14 protein-coding genes and 1 pseudogene are annotated in these 14610 nt (G+C 74.0%); 14 read left to right on the forward strand and 1 reads right to left on the reverse strand.

Going from position 1 to position 14610, the window contains the following annotated elements:
* From AA75_RS06165 to mutM, 10 genes and pseudogenes are all read left to right on the forward strand, one after another.
* A pseudogene (locus AA75_RS06165) lies at nt 1–1080 on the forward strand (dihydroxyacetone kinase); the annotation flags it as partial.
* 37 nt (nt 1081–1117) lie between these two features.
* Nucleotides 1118–3319, forward strand: a complete 2202-nt coding sequence (gene recG, locus AA75_RS06170) for an ATP-dependent DNA helicase RecG (RefSeq protein WP_033818766.1) — start codon at nt 1118–1120, stop codon at nt 3317–3319.
* 96 nt (nt 3320–3415) lie between these two features.
* A complete protein-coding gene (locus AA75_RS06175) occupies nt 3416–3844 on the forward strand; it encodes a hypothetical protein (protein ID WP_063794286.1) in 429 nt (142 codons plus the stop codon).
* An 18-nt stretch (nt 3845–3862) separates the two neighbouring features.
* Nucleotides 3863–4447: a 16S rRNA (guanine(966)-N(2))-methyltransferase RsmD gene (rsmD, locus tag AA75_RS06180; RefSeq protein ID WP_033818756.1), complete on the forward strand. Its 585-nt coding sequence runs from the start codon at nt 3863–3865 to the stop codon at nt 4445–4447.
* 31 nt (nt 4448–4478) lie between these two features.
* Nucleotides 4479–4964 carry a pantetheine-phosphate adenylyltransferase gene (coaD, locus tag AA75_RS06185; protein ID WP_033818757.1) on the forward strand — a complete coding sequence of 162 codons (486 nt, stop codon included), beginning with the start codon at nt 4479–4481 and terminating at the stop codon, nt 4962–4964.
* A gap of 203 nt (nt 4965–5167) precedes the next feature.
* Nucleotides 5168–6343, forward strand: coding sequence for an ATP synthase F0 subunit B (locus tag AA75_RS06190; RefSeq protein WP_033818758.1), 1176 nt, complete (start codon nt 5168–5170; stop codon nt 6341–6343).
* Between the two features lie 142 nt (nt 6344–6485).
* Nucleotides 6486–7169, forward strand: a complete 684-nt coding sequence (locus AA75_RS06195) for a DUF177 domain-containing protein (protein ID WP_051811921.1) — start codon at nt 6486–6488, stop codon at nt 7167–7169.
* Nucleotides 7170–7171: 2 nt separating this feature from the next.
* Nucleotides 7172–7345, forward strand: a complete 174-nt coding sequence (gene rpmF, locus AA75_RS06200) for a 50S ribosomal protein L32 (RefSeq protein ID WP_030056747.1) — start codon at nt 7172–7174, stop codon at nt 7343–7345.
* Nucleotides 7346–7365: 20 nt separating this feature from the next.
* Complete coding sequence (gene rnc / locus AA75_RS06205) at nt 7366–8157, forward strand: ribonuclease III (RefSeq protein ID WP_033818760.1); 792 nt, start codon at nt 7366–7368, stop codon at nt 8155–8157.
* An 18-nt stretch (nt 8158–8175) separates the two neighbouring features.
* Nucleotides 8176–9036 (forward strand): bifunctional DNA-formamidopyrimidine glycosylase/DNA-(apurinic or apyrimidinic site) lyase, encoded by an 861-nt coding sequence (mutM, locus tag AA75_RS06210; protein WP_033818761.1) that lies wholly within the window; start codon nt 8176–8178, stop codon nt 9034–9036.
* A gap of 94 nt (nt 9037–9130) precedes the next feature.
* Here the strand turns inward: mutM and AA75_RS06215 are convergent, their stop codons facing one another.
* The gene (locus tag AA75_RS06215) at nt 9131–10051 is read right to left on the reverse strand and encodes a hypothetical protein (protein ID WP_033818762.1); all 921 of its coding nucleotides are present in this window, start codon (nt 10049–10051) and stop codon (nt 9131–9133) included.
* A 187-nt stretch (nt 10052–10238) separates the two neighbouring features.
* Between AA75_RS06215 and AA75_RS06220 the strand changes: the two genes are divergently transcribed.
* The 4 genes from AA75_RS06220 to AA75_RS06235 form a co-directional block, all read left to right on the forward strand.
* Nucleotides 10239–11528 carry a hypothetical protein gene (locus AA75_RS06220; RefSeq protein ID WP_033818768.1) on the forward strand — a complete coding sequence of 430 codons (1290 nt, stop codon included), beginning with the start codon at nt 10239–10241 and terminating at the stop codon, nt 11526–11528.
* 71 nt (nt 11529–11599) lie between these two features.
* Entirely contained in the window at nt 11600–11893 is a 294-nt protein-coding gene (locus tag AA75_RS06225) for an acylphosphatase (RefSeq protein ID WP_033818763.1), read from the forward strand.
* Nucleotides 11894–12294: 401 nt separating this feature from the next.
* Nucleotides 12295–12498 carry a hypothetical protein gene (locus tag AA75_RS06230; protein WP_033818764.1) on the forward strand — a complete coding sequence of 68 codons (204 nt, stop codon included), beginning with the start codon at nt 12295–12297 and terminating at the stop codon, nt 12496–12498.
* Nucleotides 12499–12743: 245 nt separating this feature from the next.
* The coding region (locus AA75_RS06235; RefSeq protein WP_033818765.1) for a chromosome segregation SMC family protein at nt 12744–14610 on the forward strand (1867 nt) is incomplete at its 3' end.

A 14610-nucleotide genomic window follows, 5' to 3' on the forward strand; every position in this document is an offset into this window, starting at 1 on the left:
CGCGGCCTGGTCGCCGTCCTCGGCGCGCTGGTGGACGCCGTCAGCGGCCAGACCCCGATGGGCCCGGTCGCCCTGCGCGCAGCGGCCGCCGTACCCGCACCCGGTCCCGCGGCCGGCTGCGACGGCCACGAGCGGCCGGCCGGCCCCGGCCACCCCGCCTTCGAGGTGATCTACCTGCTGGACGCGCCCGACGAGGCGCTGCCGGGACTGCGCAGCCGGCTCGCCGGCCTCGGCGACTCGCTGGTGGTCGGCGGCGGCGACGGGCTGTGGAGCGTCCACGTGCACGTCGACGACGCCGGGGCCGCCGTCGAGGCAGGGGTGGCGGCCGGCCGGCCGCACCGGATCCGGATCACCCACTTCGCCGAGGCCGCCGCCCGGGCCGGCGAACGCGTCGGCGAGCTCGCCGAACCCGCGCCGAGCGGCCGCGCGGTGCTCAGCGTGGTCACCGGCAGCGGCCTCGCCGAACTCTGCGAACAGGCCGGCTCCGCGGTGCTCTTCGCCGACCCCGACCACCCGCCCGCCAGCGTCGAACTGGTCGAGGCGGTCCGCCGCTGCGCGGCCCGCGAGGTGGTCCTGCTGCTCAACGACCCCGAACTGCGCGCCGCCGCCGGGGCCGCCGCCGACCAGCTGCGCGAGGAGGGGCTGCGGATCGCCGTACTGCCCACCCGCTCCCCGGTGCAGGGCCTGGCCGCGCTCGCCGTGCACGAGCCGGCCCGCCGCTTCGACGAGGACGTGGTCGCCATGACCTCCGCCGCCGGCGCCACCCGCTACGCCGAACTCGCCGTCGCCGAGGGGGAGTCCTGGACCATGGCCGGCGTCTGCCAGGCCGGCGACGTGCTCGGCCTGATCGACGGCGACGTCGCGCTGATCGGCACCGACCTGGCCGACACCGCACGCACCGTGCTCTCCCGGATGCTCGCGGCCGGCGGCGAACTGGTCACCCTGGTGCTGGGCGAGGGCGCCCCCGACACCCTCGCGGCCCTGCTCGACGCGCACGCCCGCCGGCAGCGGCCGGAGGTCGACACCGTGGTCTACCACGGAGGCCAGGAGTCGGCGCCGCTGCTGATCGGGGTGGAGTAGCCCGTCCTGTCCGTGCCGTGGTGTCCAATAGGTGCTGATGGGCGCTCTCGACGAATCACTGACCAAGCTGGTCGGCGACCGCACCGCCAAGGTGCTGGCCGACAGCCTCAAGCTGCGCACGGTCGGCGACCTGCTGCACCACTACCCGCGCCGGTACGTCGAGCGCGGCTCGCTCACCAGCCTGGACGAGCTCGAGGTGGACGAGCACGTCACCGTGCTGGCCAGGATCGAGAAGGTCACCCTGATCCCGTTCAAGGGACGCAAGGGCGACCGGCTGGAGGTGGTGGTCACCGACGGCCGCAGCCGGCTCAGCCTGGTCTTCTTCAACCAGGGCTGGCGGCAGAAGGAGCTGCGCCCCGGCGCCCAGGGCCTGTTCGCGGGCAAGGTCGGCCTGTTCAACCGCACCCGCCAGCTCGCCTCGCCCGACTACCAGCTGCTGGACGAGGACGCCGGGTCCGAGGCCGCGCAGCAGTTCGCCGGGCGGCTGATCCCGGTCTACCCGGCCAGCGCCCAGCTGCCCAGCTGGAAGCTGTCGCTGTGCGTGCAGACCGCGCTCGACAAGCACCTCGGCGACGTCGGGGAGCCACTGCCCGCCGCCCTGCGCGACAAGCACGACCTGATCCCGCTGCCCGAGGCGCTGGAACTGATCCACCGGCCGCGCAACCAGGCCGACCGCGAGCGCGCCCAGAGCCGGCTGCGCTGGGACGAGGCCTTCGTCCTCCAGGTCGCGCTCGCCATGCGCCGGGCCGCCGACTCCGCGCTGCCCGCCGTCGCCCGCCGGGCCCGCCCCGGCGGCTTGCTCGACGCCTTCGACGCCCGGCTGCCGTTCACCCTGACCGAGGGCCAGCAGAAGGTGTGCGGCGAGATCTTCGCCGACCTCGCGAGCGAACACCCGATGCACCGGCTGCTGCAGGGCGAGGTCGGCTCCGGCAAGACCCTGGTCGCGCTGCGCGCCATGCTCGCGGTGGTCGACGCCGGCGGCCAGGCCGCCCTGCTGGCCCCCACCGAGGTGCTCGCCCAGCAGCACCACCGCTCGATCGTCGAGATGATGGGCGACCTCGCCGAGGGCGGCATGCTCGGCGGCGCCGAGGCCGGCACCAAGGTGGCCCTGCTGACCGGCTCGATGGGCACCGCGGCCCGCCGCCAGACCCTGCTGGAGATGGCCTGCGGGGACGCGGGCATCGCGATCGGCACCCACGCCCTGATCGAGGACAAGGTGCAGTTCCAGGACCTCGGGCTGGTCGTGGTCGACGAGCAGCACCGCTTCGGCGTCGAGCAGCGCGACGCCCTGCGGGCCAAGGGCGAGCGGCCCCCGCACCTGCTGGTGATGACCGCCACCCCGATCCCGCGCACCGTCGCGATGACCGTCTTCGGCGACCTGGAGACCTCGGTCCTGGACCAGCTGCCGGCCGGCCGCTCACCCATCTCCACCCACGTGGTCCCCGCGGTGGAGAAGCCCAACTTCCTGGCCCGCGCCTGGGAGCGGGTCCGCGAGGAGGTCGGCAAGGGCCACCAGGCGTACGTGGTCTGCCCCCGGATCGGCGACGAGCCCGAGGACCCGAAGAAGCGGCGCAAGGCGCTGCCCGACGACCCGGAGGACCTGGGCGCGGCGAGCGACGAGCGGCGGCCGCCGCTGTCGGTGGTGGAGACCGCCGAGATGCTCACCAAGGGGCCGCTGGCCGGTCTGCGGGTGGAGATCCTGCACGGCCGCCTCACCCCCGAGGCCAAGGACGAGGTGATGCGCCGCTTCACCGCCGGACAGGTGGACGTGCTGGTCGCCACCACCGTGATCGAGGTGGGCGTCAACGTCCCCAACTCCACCGTCATGGTGATCATGGACGCGGACCGGTTCGGCGTCTCCCAGCTGCACCAGCTGCGCGGCCGGGTCGGCCGCGGCAGCGCGGCGGGCCTGTGCCTGCTGGTCAGCGACATGCCCGCGGGCAGCTCCGCGCGGGCCCGGCTGGACGCGGTGGCCGGCACTCTGGACGGCTTCGAGCTGTCCCGGATCGACCTCGAACAGCGCCGCGAGGGCGACGTGCTCGGCCAGGCCCAGTCCGGCGTGCGGTCCTCGCTCAAGGTGCTCTCGGTGCTGGACGACGAGGACGTGATCGCCACCGCCCGCGAGGAGGCCACCGCGCTGGTCGCCGGGGACCCAGCCCTGGAGCGCCACCCGGAGCTGCGCACCGCGCTGGAGAGCCTGCTGGACGAGGACCGCGCGGAGTACCTGGAGAAGGGCTGACGGTACGCCAACTGTCAGTGGTCCGGTGGACGATGGCGGTGTTCAGGGCGCACCGGGCGGTGCGCCGCCGGCCCGGCGCGTCCAGGGGGCTCTGTCATGGCATTCGACCGGATCGACGAGATCCCGACCGTCGGCACGGTGTTCCGGATCGAGACCGTCGGCGGCCGGGGCAGCGAGGTGGTGCTGACCGTCAGCGGCCCCGGCGCGCTCGGCCGGCTCCGGCTCCCGGCGGCGGACGTCGCCGGGCTGCGCAGCGCCCTCGACCGGGCCCTGGCGGCCGCGGCCGAGCCCGGGGCGCCGCGGCCCGAGGAGGGGCTGGTCCGCCGCTTCCACGCGGGGGAGAGCATCGCCCGGCTGGCCGCCCGGTACGGGCGCACCCCCGACGCGGTCCGGGCCCGGCTGCGCGAGCTGGGCCATGACCCGCGGCGCCCGGAGCACTGCCCGCAGCCGGCCGGCCAAGGCCGCGGCGAGCCGGGCGAGCTGCGCGCCGCGGCGGCAAATCCGGATAGCGTGGTGGGCGCCTAGGAAAGGACCCACCACCCCATGACCCGCGTGATCGCCGGGACGGCCGGCGGCCGTCGACTGGCCGTGCCGCCCGGCCGCACCACCCGCCCGACCTCGGACAAGGCGCGGGAGGCGATGTTCTCCACCCTGGCAGCGCTCCGCGGGACGGTGCACGGCGCCCGGATGCTCGACCTGTTCGGCGGTTCGGGCGCGGTCGGCCTGGAGGCGCTGTCGCGGGGTGCGGTCCACGCCCTGCTGGTGGAGTCCGACCCGAGCGCGGCCCGGGTGATCCGGGAGAACGTGCGGACCCTCGGCCTGCCGGGCGCGGAGGTGCGCGCCGACCGCGCCGAGCGGGTGATCGCGGGTCCGGCCCCGGCCGTCCCCTACGACCTGGTCTTCCTCGATCCGCCGTACTCCGTGACCGACGACGAGGTCCGCGAGATGCTGATCACACTCGGCTCGGGGGGCTGGCTCGGCGAGGACGCACTCGTCACCGTGGAACGCAGCACCCGGGGCGGCGAGTTCGGCTGGCCGGAGGGATTCGAGCCGCTGCGCTCGCGCCGCTACGGCGAAGGCACCCTCTGGTACGGTCGCGCCGCTGCCGAGGCCGACCGGAACCCGTAGCACCAGCAACCCCCACAAGGGAGCACACGCCATGCGCCGCGCCGTCTGTCCGGGGTCCTTCGACCCCATCACCAACGGGCACCTCGACATCATCGAGCGCGCCTCGAAGCTGTACGACGTGGTCCATGTCGCCGTGCTGATCAACCGGAACAAGCAGGGCATGTTCACCGTCGAGGAGCGCATCGCGCTGATCGAGGAGACCTGCGGCCGGCTGGGCAACATCGAGGTCGAGGCGCACAGCGGCCTGCTGGTGGACTTCTGCCGGGAGCGCGGGATCCCGGCCATCATCAAGGGCCTGCGCGCGGTCAGCGACTTCGACTACGAGCTGCAGATGGCCCAGATGAACCACGGCCTGACCGGGGTCGAGACGCTCTTCGTGCCCACCTCGCCGACCTACAGCTTCCTGTCCTCCTCGCTGGTCAAGGAGGTCGCCTCGCTGGGGGGCGACGTCTCGCACCTGCTGCCGGAGACGGTCAACCGCCGGCTGATCGCGCGGATCGCCGAGCGCCGGGGCTGATCCCGGCCGATCCCGCCGCAATCCGGACACTCCTGGCGAACTGTCACATCCTGTCCGCCTGTCGGGTGGCGCGGGGGCCTCGGGCGTTGTGAGCTCCGGGCGCACTGGCCGTACAGTCTGTATCCCCGCCCCGTGGGCGCTGCCGAGCCGACGGGGACTGCCCCCGCCGCACCTCGGCGGCACACGGAAAGACTGATGCGCCCGTGGACGTGCAGCAGAAACTCGACGAGATCGTCGCCGTGGTGGAGAACGCCCGCGCGATGCCGATGTCGGCGTCCTGCGTGGTCAACCGGGCCGAGTTGGTCGGGCTGCTCCGGGACCTCCGCGAGACCATGCCGGCCGAACTGGCCCAGGCCCAGTCGGTGGTCGCCGACCACCAGCAGCTGGTGGCCGACGCGCAGGCGCAGGCCGACCGGATCATCCGCGGCGCGCACGACGAGCGCGGCTCGCTGATCTCCGACACCGAGGTGGTCCGCCAGGCCCAGGCGGAGGCGGACCGGATCCTCGGCGAGGCCGGCGCCGAGGCGCAGACCAAGCGCGCCGAGGCCGACGACTACGTCGACAGCAAGCTCGCCAACTTCGAGGTGGTCCTCACCAAGACGCTCGGCGCCGTCGGCCGCGGCCGCACCAAGCTGCGCGGCGCGGCGGGCGTCTACGAGGCCGACGGGCAGGGCGAGGGCGACGGCGAGGAGTTCCAGCCGCACGCCACCCCGAGCCCCGAGGTCGACGAGTACGTCGATGTGAAGCTCGCCACCCTGGAGGCGGTCCTCAGCAAGACCCTGGAGGCCGTCGGGAAGGGCCGCGACACCCTGCTCGGCAAGGCCCCGATCGACGAGCTCGGCGCCTACCTGGCCGCCGCCGACGAGGCCCAGCAGCTCAAGGCCCGCGCCGAGGCGGTGGCCTCCGGCTTCGCCGAGGACGGCGAGGAGCAGCCCTGGTACCGCGAGGAGGCCGTCCCGCAGCAGCAGAGCTGGCCGGACCAGACCCCCGCCGCGGCCGGCTGGCAGGCCCCCGGCGAGGAGGGCTACGCCGCACCGCAGTACGCGGAGGTGTACGGCGGCGGCTACGACCAGTCCGGCGCCCCGCAGACCGACCAGTGGGGCAACCCGCTGCAGCCGGGCGACGGCGGCCAGTACGGCTACCAGCAGCAGCCGGCGTACCCCGGCCAGGACCCGTACTACCAGCAGCAGGGCGGCTACCCGCAGCAGCAGCCGCAGTACGACGCCTGGGGCAACCCGGTGCCGGACGGCTCGGGCGGCTACCCGCAGCAGCACCAGCAGCAGGCCCAGGTGCCGCAGCAGACCGGGCTGGACGAGACCAGCTTCTTCGACACCAGCATGATCGACATGACCCGGCTGCGGGAGCTCGGCGGCCGCTGACGGCGGGGGCCCGGGGCGGGCGATGCGGGGCCGAAGTTGGGCCTGGCCGCACTCTCCGGTAGTCTGACCACTCGGCCTGTTCCGGGGCCGTCGGCTGCCCGCAACACGGCGGCAACACACTCTTCAGGAAACCGCGGCACCCATGACAGTGGGGCCGCCGCCAGGAAGTCAGGACACCTTGAACCGCCTCGACCACCGCGACCCGCTCGTGTTCGACACGCATGAGCTCGGCCGTCGCCCCGGTTCGCTGCGCAGGGTCTCCCGCACCCTTCCGGCCCCCGAGGGCCTCGGCATCGAAGACGTGATCGGCGTCCCGGGCAAGAGCGAGATCGCCCTGGAGCTGCGGATGGAGTCCGTGGTCGAGGGCGTGCTGGTGACCGGCACCGCCGAGGCCAAGGTCGAGGGCGAGTGCGTGCGCTGCCTGGAGCCGGTGGAGGACGACCTGGAGGTCGACTTCCAGGAGCTGTACTACTACCCGGAGTCCGACGACCGCGGCCGCGGCCGGGCCACGGGTGGCGACGAGGACCTCGACGAGGACTCGGACGACGAGACTTACCGCCTGGAGGGCGACTTCTTCGACCTCCAGCCGGTGCTGCGTGACGCGGTGGTGCTCGCACTGCCGCTGCAGCCGGTGTGCCAGGACGACTGCCTGGGTCTGTGCGTCGAATGCGGCGCACGCCTGAGCGACGACCCGTCGCACCACCACGACGCCGCCGACCCCCGGTGGGCGGCTCTGCAGGGACTCTCCGCCGCCCCCGGCGACGAGGGTGACGGAATCAAGAACAGCGACACCCGTGAGGGTCTCGCCGAGAACCAGGAGAAGTAGCCGTGGCTGTTCCGAAGCGGAAGATGTCGCGCAGCAACACGCGCCACCGCCGTTCCAACTGGAAGGCCGTCGTTCCGGCCCTCGTGGCGTGCGACCGCTGCCACGAGCCGAAGCTCGGTCACATCGCGTGCCCCAGCTGCGGCACGTACAACCGCCGCCAGGTCCTCTCGGTCTGATCGGCAGGGTGCACGGATCGATGTCGGAGAGCAACTCCCCCCGCAAGCAGGCTCCCAGCGCGAAGGACTCTTCCAACGGGAGCAAGGGCGGCGGGCCGGCGTCGACCGAATACGACGTCCTGGAAGGGCGCCTCGGGTACACGCTCGAGCGCGCCCTTCTGGTGCGTGCCCTCACCCACCGTAGCTACGCCTACGAGAACGGTGGACTGCCCACCAACGAGCGCCTGGAGTTCCTCGGCGACTCGGTGCTGGGCCTCGTGGTGACCGACACCCTCTACCGCCTCCACCCGGAGGTCGCCGAGGGCACGCTCGCCAAGCTCCGCGCCGCGGTGGTCAACTCCCGCGCGCTCGCCGAGGTCGGCCGCGGCCTGGACCTCGGTGCCTTCATCCGGCTCGGCAAGGGTGAGGAGGGGACCGGCGGACGCGACAAGTCCTCCATCCTCGCCGACACCGTCGAGGCCGTGATCGGCGCCGTCTACCTGGACCAGGGCCTGGACGCCGCCACCGCCTTCGTGCACGGGCTGTTCGACCCGCTCATCGCGGAGTCCGCCCAGCTCGGAGCGGGCCTCGACTGGAAGACCAGCCTCCAGGAGCTGACCGCCTCGGTCGGCATCGGAGTGCCGGAGTACGTGGTCACCGAGTCCGGTCCGGACCACGAGAAGACCTTCACCGCCGCGGCCCGGGTGGCCGGCGAGGACTTCGGGCACGGCAGTGGCCGCTCGAAGAAGGAAGCAGAGCAGAAGGCCGCGGAGAGCGCCTGGCGGGCCATCAAGGCCAAGTACGCCGACGACCGCCCCGGCGCCGCAGTCTGACCTGGCCGGGGGGCCGAGGTGCCTGAACTTCCCGAGGTCGAGGTGGTCCGGCGGGGTCTCGCCCGCTGGGCGGCCGGCCGTACCGTCTCCCAGGTGCAGGTCCTGCACCCGCGCTCGGTGCGCCGCCAGCCCGGCGGCGCCGCCGAGTTCGCCGCCCGGCTGACCGGCAGCACCCTCGGCGAGGCCCACCGGCGCGGCAAGTACCTCTGGGTGCCGCTCGGCGACCACCAGTCGATGACCGGCCACCTCGGCATGAGCGGCCAACTGCTCGTCCAGGACCCGCAGACCCCGGACGAGACCCACCTGCGGGTCCGGCTGCGCTTCACCGACGGCGGCCGGGAGCTGCGCTTCGTCGACCAGCGGACCTTCGGCGGCCTCGCCGTCGAGGAGGCCGAGCCGGACGACCCCGAGCACACCCCGGTCTCCATCGCGCACATCGCCCGCGACCCGCTCGACCCGCGCTTCGACGACGCGGCGTTCATCACCGCCCTGCGCGCCAAGCGCACCACCGTCAAGCGGGCCCTGCTGGACCAGACCCTGATCAGCGGCGTCGGCAACATCTACGCCGACGAGTCGCTGTGGCGCGCCGCCCTGCACTACGACCGGCCGACCGCCGGCCTGACCCGCCCGAAGGCCGCCGAACTGCTCGGGCACGCCCGCGACGTGATGACCGCGGCGCTGGCCGTCGGCGGCACCAGCTTCGACAGCCTCTACGTCAACGTCAACGGTGAGAGCGGCTACTTCTCCCGCGAGCTCGACGCCTACGGGCGGGAGGGCGAGCCCTGCCGCCGCTGCGGCACCGCGATCCGCCGGGACCCCTGGATGAACCGCTCCAGCTACTTCTGCCCGCGCTGCCAGCGGGTCCCGCGGCCCCGCTAGGCCGCGCGGGCGGGATTCGGTCACGACCCACCCGGGACACCGCTCACGGCCGGCCCCGAGCGTCCCCGTACCGCGGTTCCCCGGGTGGGGCCGCTCAGTGGCCGGCGGGCTCCGGGAGCTTGGGCTGGGCGCCGTGCAGTTCGGCCTCGCTCTGGCCGAAGTACGCCACGCCGACCGCGCTCACCACCGCGAGCACGAAGCCGACCACCGCCAGCCAGCCCAGCCCGGCCCGGGAGGTGTCGCCCAGCCACAGCACCCCGACCGCGCCCGGTACCACCGTCTCACCGACCACCAGCGCGGCCGTCGCCCCGTTCACCGAGCCGACCTGCAGCGCCACCGTGTGCAGGTACATCCCGCCGATGCCGCCGACCAGGATCGCGTACAGCGCCGGGTCGCTGACCAGGGCGACCAGGTCGAACGGCTGGACGCCGTCGAGGATCCGCACGCCGATGCCGAGCGCGCCGAAGCCGAGCCCCGACAGCAGGCCGGCCACGATCGCCGCGCCGCGCCCGAGCCGCCGCACCAGCAGGCTGCCGCCCGCGATCACCACCACCGAGGCGGCCAGCAGCCACCAGTGGAAGGAGCGTGCCGCCTCGTGCCCGCCCTCGGGTCCCGCCGCGACGGCCAGCAGCACCAGGGCGCCGCACAGCATCGCGATCGAGATCCACTCCAGCTGCCGCAGCCGCAGTCCGAGCAGCTTGATGCTGAGCAGCGCGGTGATCACCAGGTTGGCGCTGATGATGGTCTGGGAGAGGAACAGCGGCAGCAGCCTGGCGGCCAGCGCGCCCAGCCCGAAGCCGATCAGGTCGAGCACCGTGCCGACGATGAACTCCCAGGTCACCGCAGCCTTGGCGGTGGAGGACAGGCTCGGTCCGCCGTGTTCGGTCTCGCCGGCGCCCGAGCCGCGGGCCGCCACCTCCTCGCGGGCCGACCGGCGGGTGCCGACGGCCTGCAGGACGGAGCCGGTGCCGTAGCAGACGGAGGCCGCGACGGCGGTGACGAGTCCGATGATCACCAAATGCTCCGATCAGGGCGGGCCGGGGGTGGGAGAGCAGGCACCACTATGCCTGGTCACGGTGGTGGTGGATCACTCCGGCGCCCAAGACCGGCCGCTCGGCGGGGGACGGGTCAGCCTGAGGTACCGGGCCGGGTCCGTCTGAGGTAGCGGCACACCACCGGCCCTGGAAGGTACGGTCGGTCCCATGAGAACCGTTCCCCGCCGGACCGCCGTCACCGGCCCGGCCGTCCTGCTCGCCGCGCTGCTCGGCCTGCTGCTCCTGCTGGCCGGCCCGGCCTCGGCCGCGTCCGGGGTGGACCAGGCGGCCGCCGCGCTCAAGCAGGGGCAGGTGTACGTCGACCCGGCGATGACCGGCCGGTTCTCCGAGGCCCAGGCCGCCGCGCTCACCCGGCGGATCGAGCAGGCCGACAAGCCGATCTTCGTCGCGGTGGTCCCGGCCGACGCGAACTACCCGGCCAGGACCGTGGCCCAGGACCTGCGGACCAAGGTCGGCGTCGTCGGCGTGTACGCGATCTGGCGCGGTGACGAGTTCCGCGCCTTCGCCGACCGCCAGGCACTCGCGGCCGGCACCCCCGACCGGCTGGCCGGCGCCGCCGCCCGCTCGCACCCCGGTGACATCGGCGCCACCCTCGACGACTTCGTCGGCCAGGCCGCCGCCCAGACCAAGGGCCACGGCGTGGACTCCGGCGGGATCAGCACCGCCGCGATCGTGATCCCGGTCGCGCTGGTCGCCCTGGCGGCCGGCGGCGGCTTCCTGCTGCTGCGCCGCTCCAAGCGGCGCAAGCTCGCCGAGCAGCAGGCCGCGCTGGCCCAGCTGCGCACCGTCGTCGACGAGGACATCACCGCCTTCGGCGAGGAACTCGACCGCCTGGAGTTCAGCCCCGGCGCCCCCGACGCGGACGACGCCCAGCGCGCCGACTACACCCACGCCCTGGACTCCTACGAGCGGGCCAAGCAGACCATGGACGCGGCCCGCCGCCCGGAGGACGTCCGCCCGGTCACCGAGGCGCTGGCGGACGGCCGGTTCGCACTCGCCGCGCTCGCCGCCCGGCGCGAGGGGCGGCCGCTGCCGGAGCGCCGGCTGCCCTGCTTCTTCGACCCCAGGCACGGCCCGTCGGTCCAGGACGCCGACTGGGCCCCGCCCGGCGGTGCGCCGCGCACCGTCCCGGTCTGCGCCGCCGACGCGGCCCGGCTGGCGAGCGGCCAGGACCCGGACATCCGGACCGTGCGCACCGACCACGGCGACCAGCCGTACTGGAACGCCGGCCCGGCGTACAGCCCCTGGGCGGGCGGCTACTTCGGCTCGGGGATCCTGCCCGGTCTGCTGGTGGGCACCCTGCTCGGCTCGGCGATGAGCCCCGGTACCGCGTGGGCCGGCCAGGACGGAACGGGCGGCTACGACGGCAGCAACGGGGTGGACCCCGGCGACTACTCGGGCGGCGACTTCAACTCCTCCGACTTCGGCGGCTTCTGAGCGGCGCCCGGCCCGGTCGGCGGGCCTGCCCGGGCCCGGCGGCGGACCGGGCCTGCCGCTAGGGTCGACGCATGCACGGTGATCACAGTCAGCAGCCTGTCCGGGTCACCGCGTGGGTGCGCGGGCGGGTCCAGCAGGTCGGGTTCCGGTGGTGGACCAGGGCACGGGCGCTGGAGATCGGTCTGACCGGCTACACCAGCAACCTCGGCGACGGCCGGGTGCAGGTGGTCGCCGAGGGCCTGCACGCCGAGTGCGAGGAGCTGCTCGCGGCGCTGCGCGGTCCCGGCACTCCGGGCCAGGTCAGCGGCGTCACCGAGATCTGGAGCGCGACCGGGGACGGTTATCCGGGGTTCGAGATCCGCTGATCGTCAACCCGGTGGGGCCGAGTGTCCCCCGCTCGGGGCAACTGCCGGTGTCATGCGGTTGCCAACCGGGCAGACTCGTGGTTGACTCCGCACCGAGCAGTGATCCACCGGGCCCCGGTGGGCCCACCCCGCCCCCCTTGGCGTGACCGTCCCGCCATGTAGGTGACAGGGGTCCGGTAGCGTGCCGTGATCGTGTTGACCCGTACCGTCTTTGGTGAGACTCTGGAAACCCGCACACGTCCGCGTTTTCCCGGTCGGGTCATTCCGTCGTGGGCCCAGCTCACTGTGGTCGTCCCGAGTGCCCAGCCAGCACAGCCGGTCGCGCCGTCGGGTGCGTGTTCCCTTCCCCCTAGACCAGTACCGCTCCCGGTTCGGTCACTCAGCGTGGAGGACCATTCATCATGGCAAAGGCGCTTCTCGGGTACGTCGGCGGCCCCGACCCGCGAATGCTCTCCGAGATGCGACGGCTCCAGCAGCGCGTCCAGGACCTGGAGGCCGAGCTCACCCGGCTCCAGACGGAGAACGACGCACTACTCGCTGTCGCTGACGAGCACTCACTGCTCAGCAGCATCGAACTGGACCACCGGGAGCCCGCCCTCACCTGAGCCCGCCCGGTCCTCGAAGATCGACGCTGTCGTGCACTGAGCCCCCCGATTCGGGGAAAGCAGCCTGCAAGGGACGTCCTGGGACGTCCCTTCGTCGTGTCCGGCCATCAGTCGCATGCGGTCTTTATTTCCGGTAAAGGTGCCCACCCCCGGCGTGGTCAAACCGGCTCCTGACGACCGACTGTCCGCAGTGGCGGCTACAGTCGCCGACAGAGCCGGATCGCCGAGGTCGGAAGGGCCCGCGCGTGCACCTGAAAAGCCTGACGCTGCGCGGGTTCAAGTCCTTCGCCTCGGCCACCACACTGCGCTTCGAGCCGGGCATCACCTGTGTCGTGGGGCCGAACGGCTCCGGCAAGTCCAACGTGGTGGACGCGCTGTCCTGGGTGATGGGCGAGCAGGGTGCCAAGTCCCTGCGCGGCGGGAAGATGGAGGACGTCATCTTCGCCGGGACGAGCGGCCGCGCGCCGCTCGGCCGGGCCGAGGTGAGCCTGACCATCGACAACGCCGACGGCGCCCTGCCGATCGACTACTCCGAGGTGACGATCACCCGGACGATGTTCCGCAACGGCGGCAGCGAGTACGCCCTCAACGGCACCACCTGCCGCCTGCTCGACATCCAGGAACTGCTCTCCGACTCCGGCATCGGCCGGGAGATGCACGTCATCGTCGGCCAGGGCCAGCTCGACTCCGTCCTGCACGCCGACCCGATGGGCCGGCGCGCCTTCATCGAGGAGGCGGCCGGCGTCCTCAAGCACCGCAAGCGCAAGGAGAAGGCGCTGCGGAAGCTGGACGCGATGCAGGGCAACCTCAACCGCGTCCAGGACCTCGTCGCCGAGCTGCGCCGCCAGCTCGGACCGCTCGGCCGGCAGGCCAGGATCGCCCGGCGGGCGGCCGGGATCCAGGCCGACCTGCGCGACGCCCGGCTGCGGCTGCTCGCCGACGACCTGCTGACCCTGCGCGACGCCGTCCAGGCCGAGATCGCCGACGAGCTGGCGCTGAAACTCCGCCGCTCCACCGTCGAACAGCAGCTGGCCGGGGCCCTGCAGCGCGAGGCCGTCCTGGAGGCGCAGGTCGAGCAGCTCGGCCCGCAGCTGGAGGCGGCCCGGCAGACCTGGTACCGGCTGTCCGCCCTGGCCGAACGCACCCGCGGCACCATCGGCCTGGCCGAGGTGAAGGTGCGCCACGCACTCGGCGGCGGAGCGCAGGAGGAGCGGCGCGGCCGCGACCCCCAAGAGCTGGAGCGCGAGGCCCAGCAGGTCCGCGAGGAGGAGCAGGCGCTCGCCGAGGCACTGGAGCAGGCGCAGTACGCGCTCGCCGAGGCCGTCGAGGAGCGCTCCGAACTGGAACGCGCGCTCGCCGAGGAGGAGGGCCGGCTGAGGGCCGCCGCCCGGGCCGTCGCCGACCGCAGGGAGGGACTGGCCAGGCTGCAGGGCCAGGCGGCCGCGGCGCGCTCCAGGGCAGCGGGCGCCGAGGCCGAGATCGGCCGGCTGGCCGAGTCGGCCGAGGAGGCGGCGCTGCGGGCCGAGGCCGCCCGCCAGGAGTACGAGGAACTGCGCGAGCAGGCCGAGGAGGCCCACGGGGGCGACGAGGCGCTCGACGACGCCCACCGGGAGACCGCCGAGGAGCTGGCCCGGGCGGAGCACGCCCTGGCGGACGCCCGCGAGACGGCCGGGGCCGCCGGACGGGAGCGCGCCGCCCTGACGGCGCGGCACGAGGCCCTGGCGCTCGGGCTGCGCCGCAAGGACGGCACCGGTGCGCTGCTCGGCGAGGACGGCCCGGCGGGTGTGCTCGGCCCGGTCGCCGAACTGCTCACGGCGGCGCCCGGCCACGAGGTGGCGGTGGCGGCGGCGCTCGGCGCGGCCGCGGACGCGGTGGCCGTGGACGGGCTCGGCCCGGCCGCCGAGGCGCTGCTGCGGCTGCGCACCGCGGACGCGGGCCGGGCCGCCCTGCTGATCGCCCGCCCCCGGCCGGACGGTGAGCAGGTGCCGTCGCGGCCGCAGCTGCCGGAGGGCGCCCGCTGGGCGGTGGAGCTGATCGGCGGGCCCGCCGGCCTGCTGGCCGCCGCCGGCGTCCTGCTGGCGGACACCGTGGTGGTGGCCGACCTGGCCACGG

The sequence above is a fragment of the Kitasatospora sp. MBT63 genome (genome assembly GCF_000710465.2).
Lineage (GTDB): Bacteria > Actinomycetota > Actinomycetes > Streptomycetales > Streptomycetaceae > Kitasatospora.

What these genes read in the sequence shown, in the direction of transcription:
- recG (WP_033818766.1), top strand. Translation starts at nt 1,118, where the DNA reads ATGGGCGCTCTCGACGAATCACTGACCAAGCTGGTCGGCGACCGCACC.
- AA75_RS06175 (WP_063794286.1), top strand. Translation starts at nt 3,416, where the DNA reads ATGGCATTCGACCGGATCGACGAGATCCCGACCGTCGGCACGGTGTTC.
- rsmD (WP_033818756.1), top strand. Translation starts at nt 3,863, where the DNA reads ATGACCCGCGTGATCGCCGGGACGGCCGGCGGCCGTCGACTGGCCGTG.
- coaD (WP_033818757.1), top strand. Translation starts at nt 4,479, where the DNA reads ATGCGCCGCGCCGTCTGTCCGGGGTCCTTCGACCCCATCACCAACGGG.
- AA75_RS06195 (WP_051811921.1), top strand. Translation starts at nt 6,486, where the DNA reads ATGACAGTGGGGCCGCCGCCAGGAAGTCAGGACACCTTGAACCGCCTC.
- rnc (WP_033818760.1), top strand. Translation starts at nt 7,366, where the DNA reads ATGTCGGAGAGCAACTCCCCCCGCAAGCAGGCTCCCAGCGCGAAGGAC.
- AA75_RS06220 (WP_033818768.1), top strand. Translation starts at nt 10,239, where the DNA reads ATGAGAACCGTTCCCCGCCGGACCGCCGTCACCGGCCCGGCCGTCCTG.
- AA75_RS06225 (WP_033818763.1), top strand. Translation starts at nt 11,600, where the DNA reads ATGCACGGTGATCACAGTCAGCAGCCTGTCCGGGTCACCGCGTGGGTG.
- AA75_RS06230 (WP_033818764.1), top strand. Translation starts at nt 12,295, where the DNA reads ATGGCAAAGGCGCTTCTCGGGTACGTCGGCGGCCCCGACCCGCGAATG.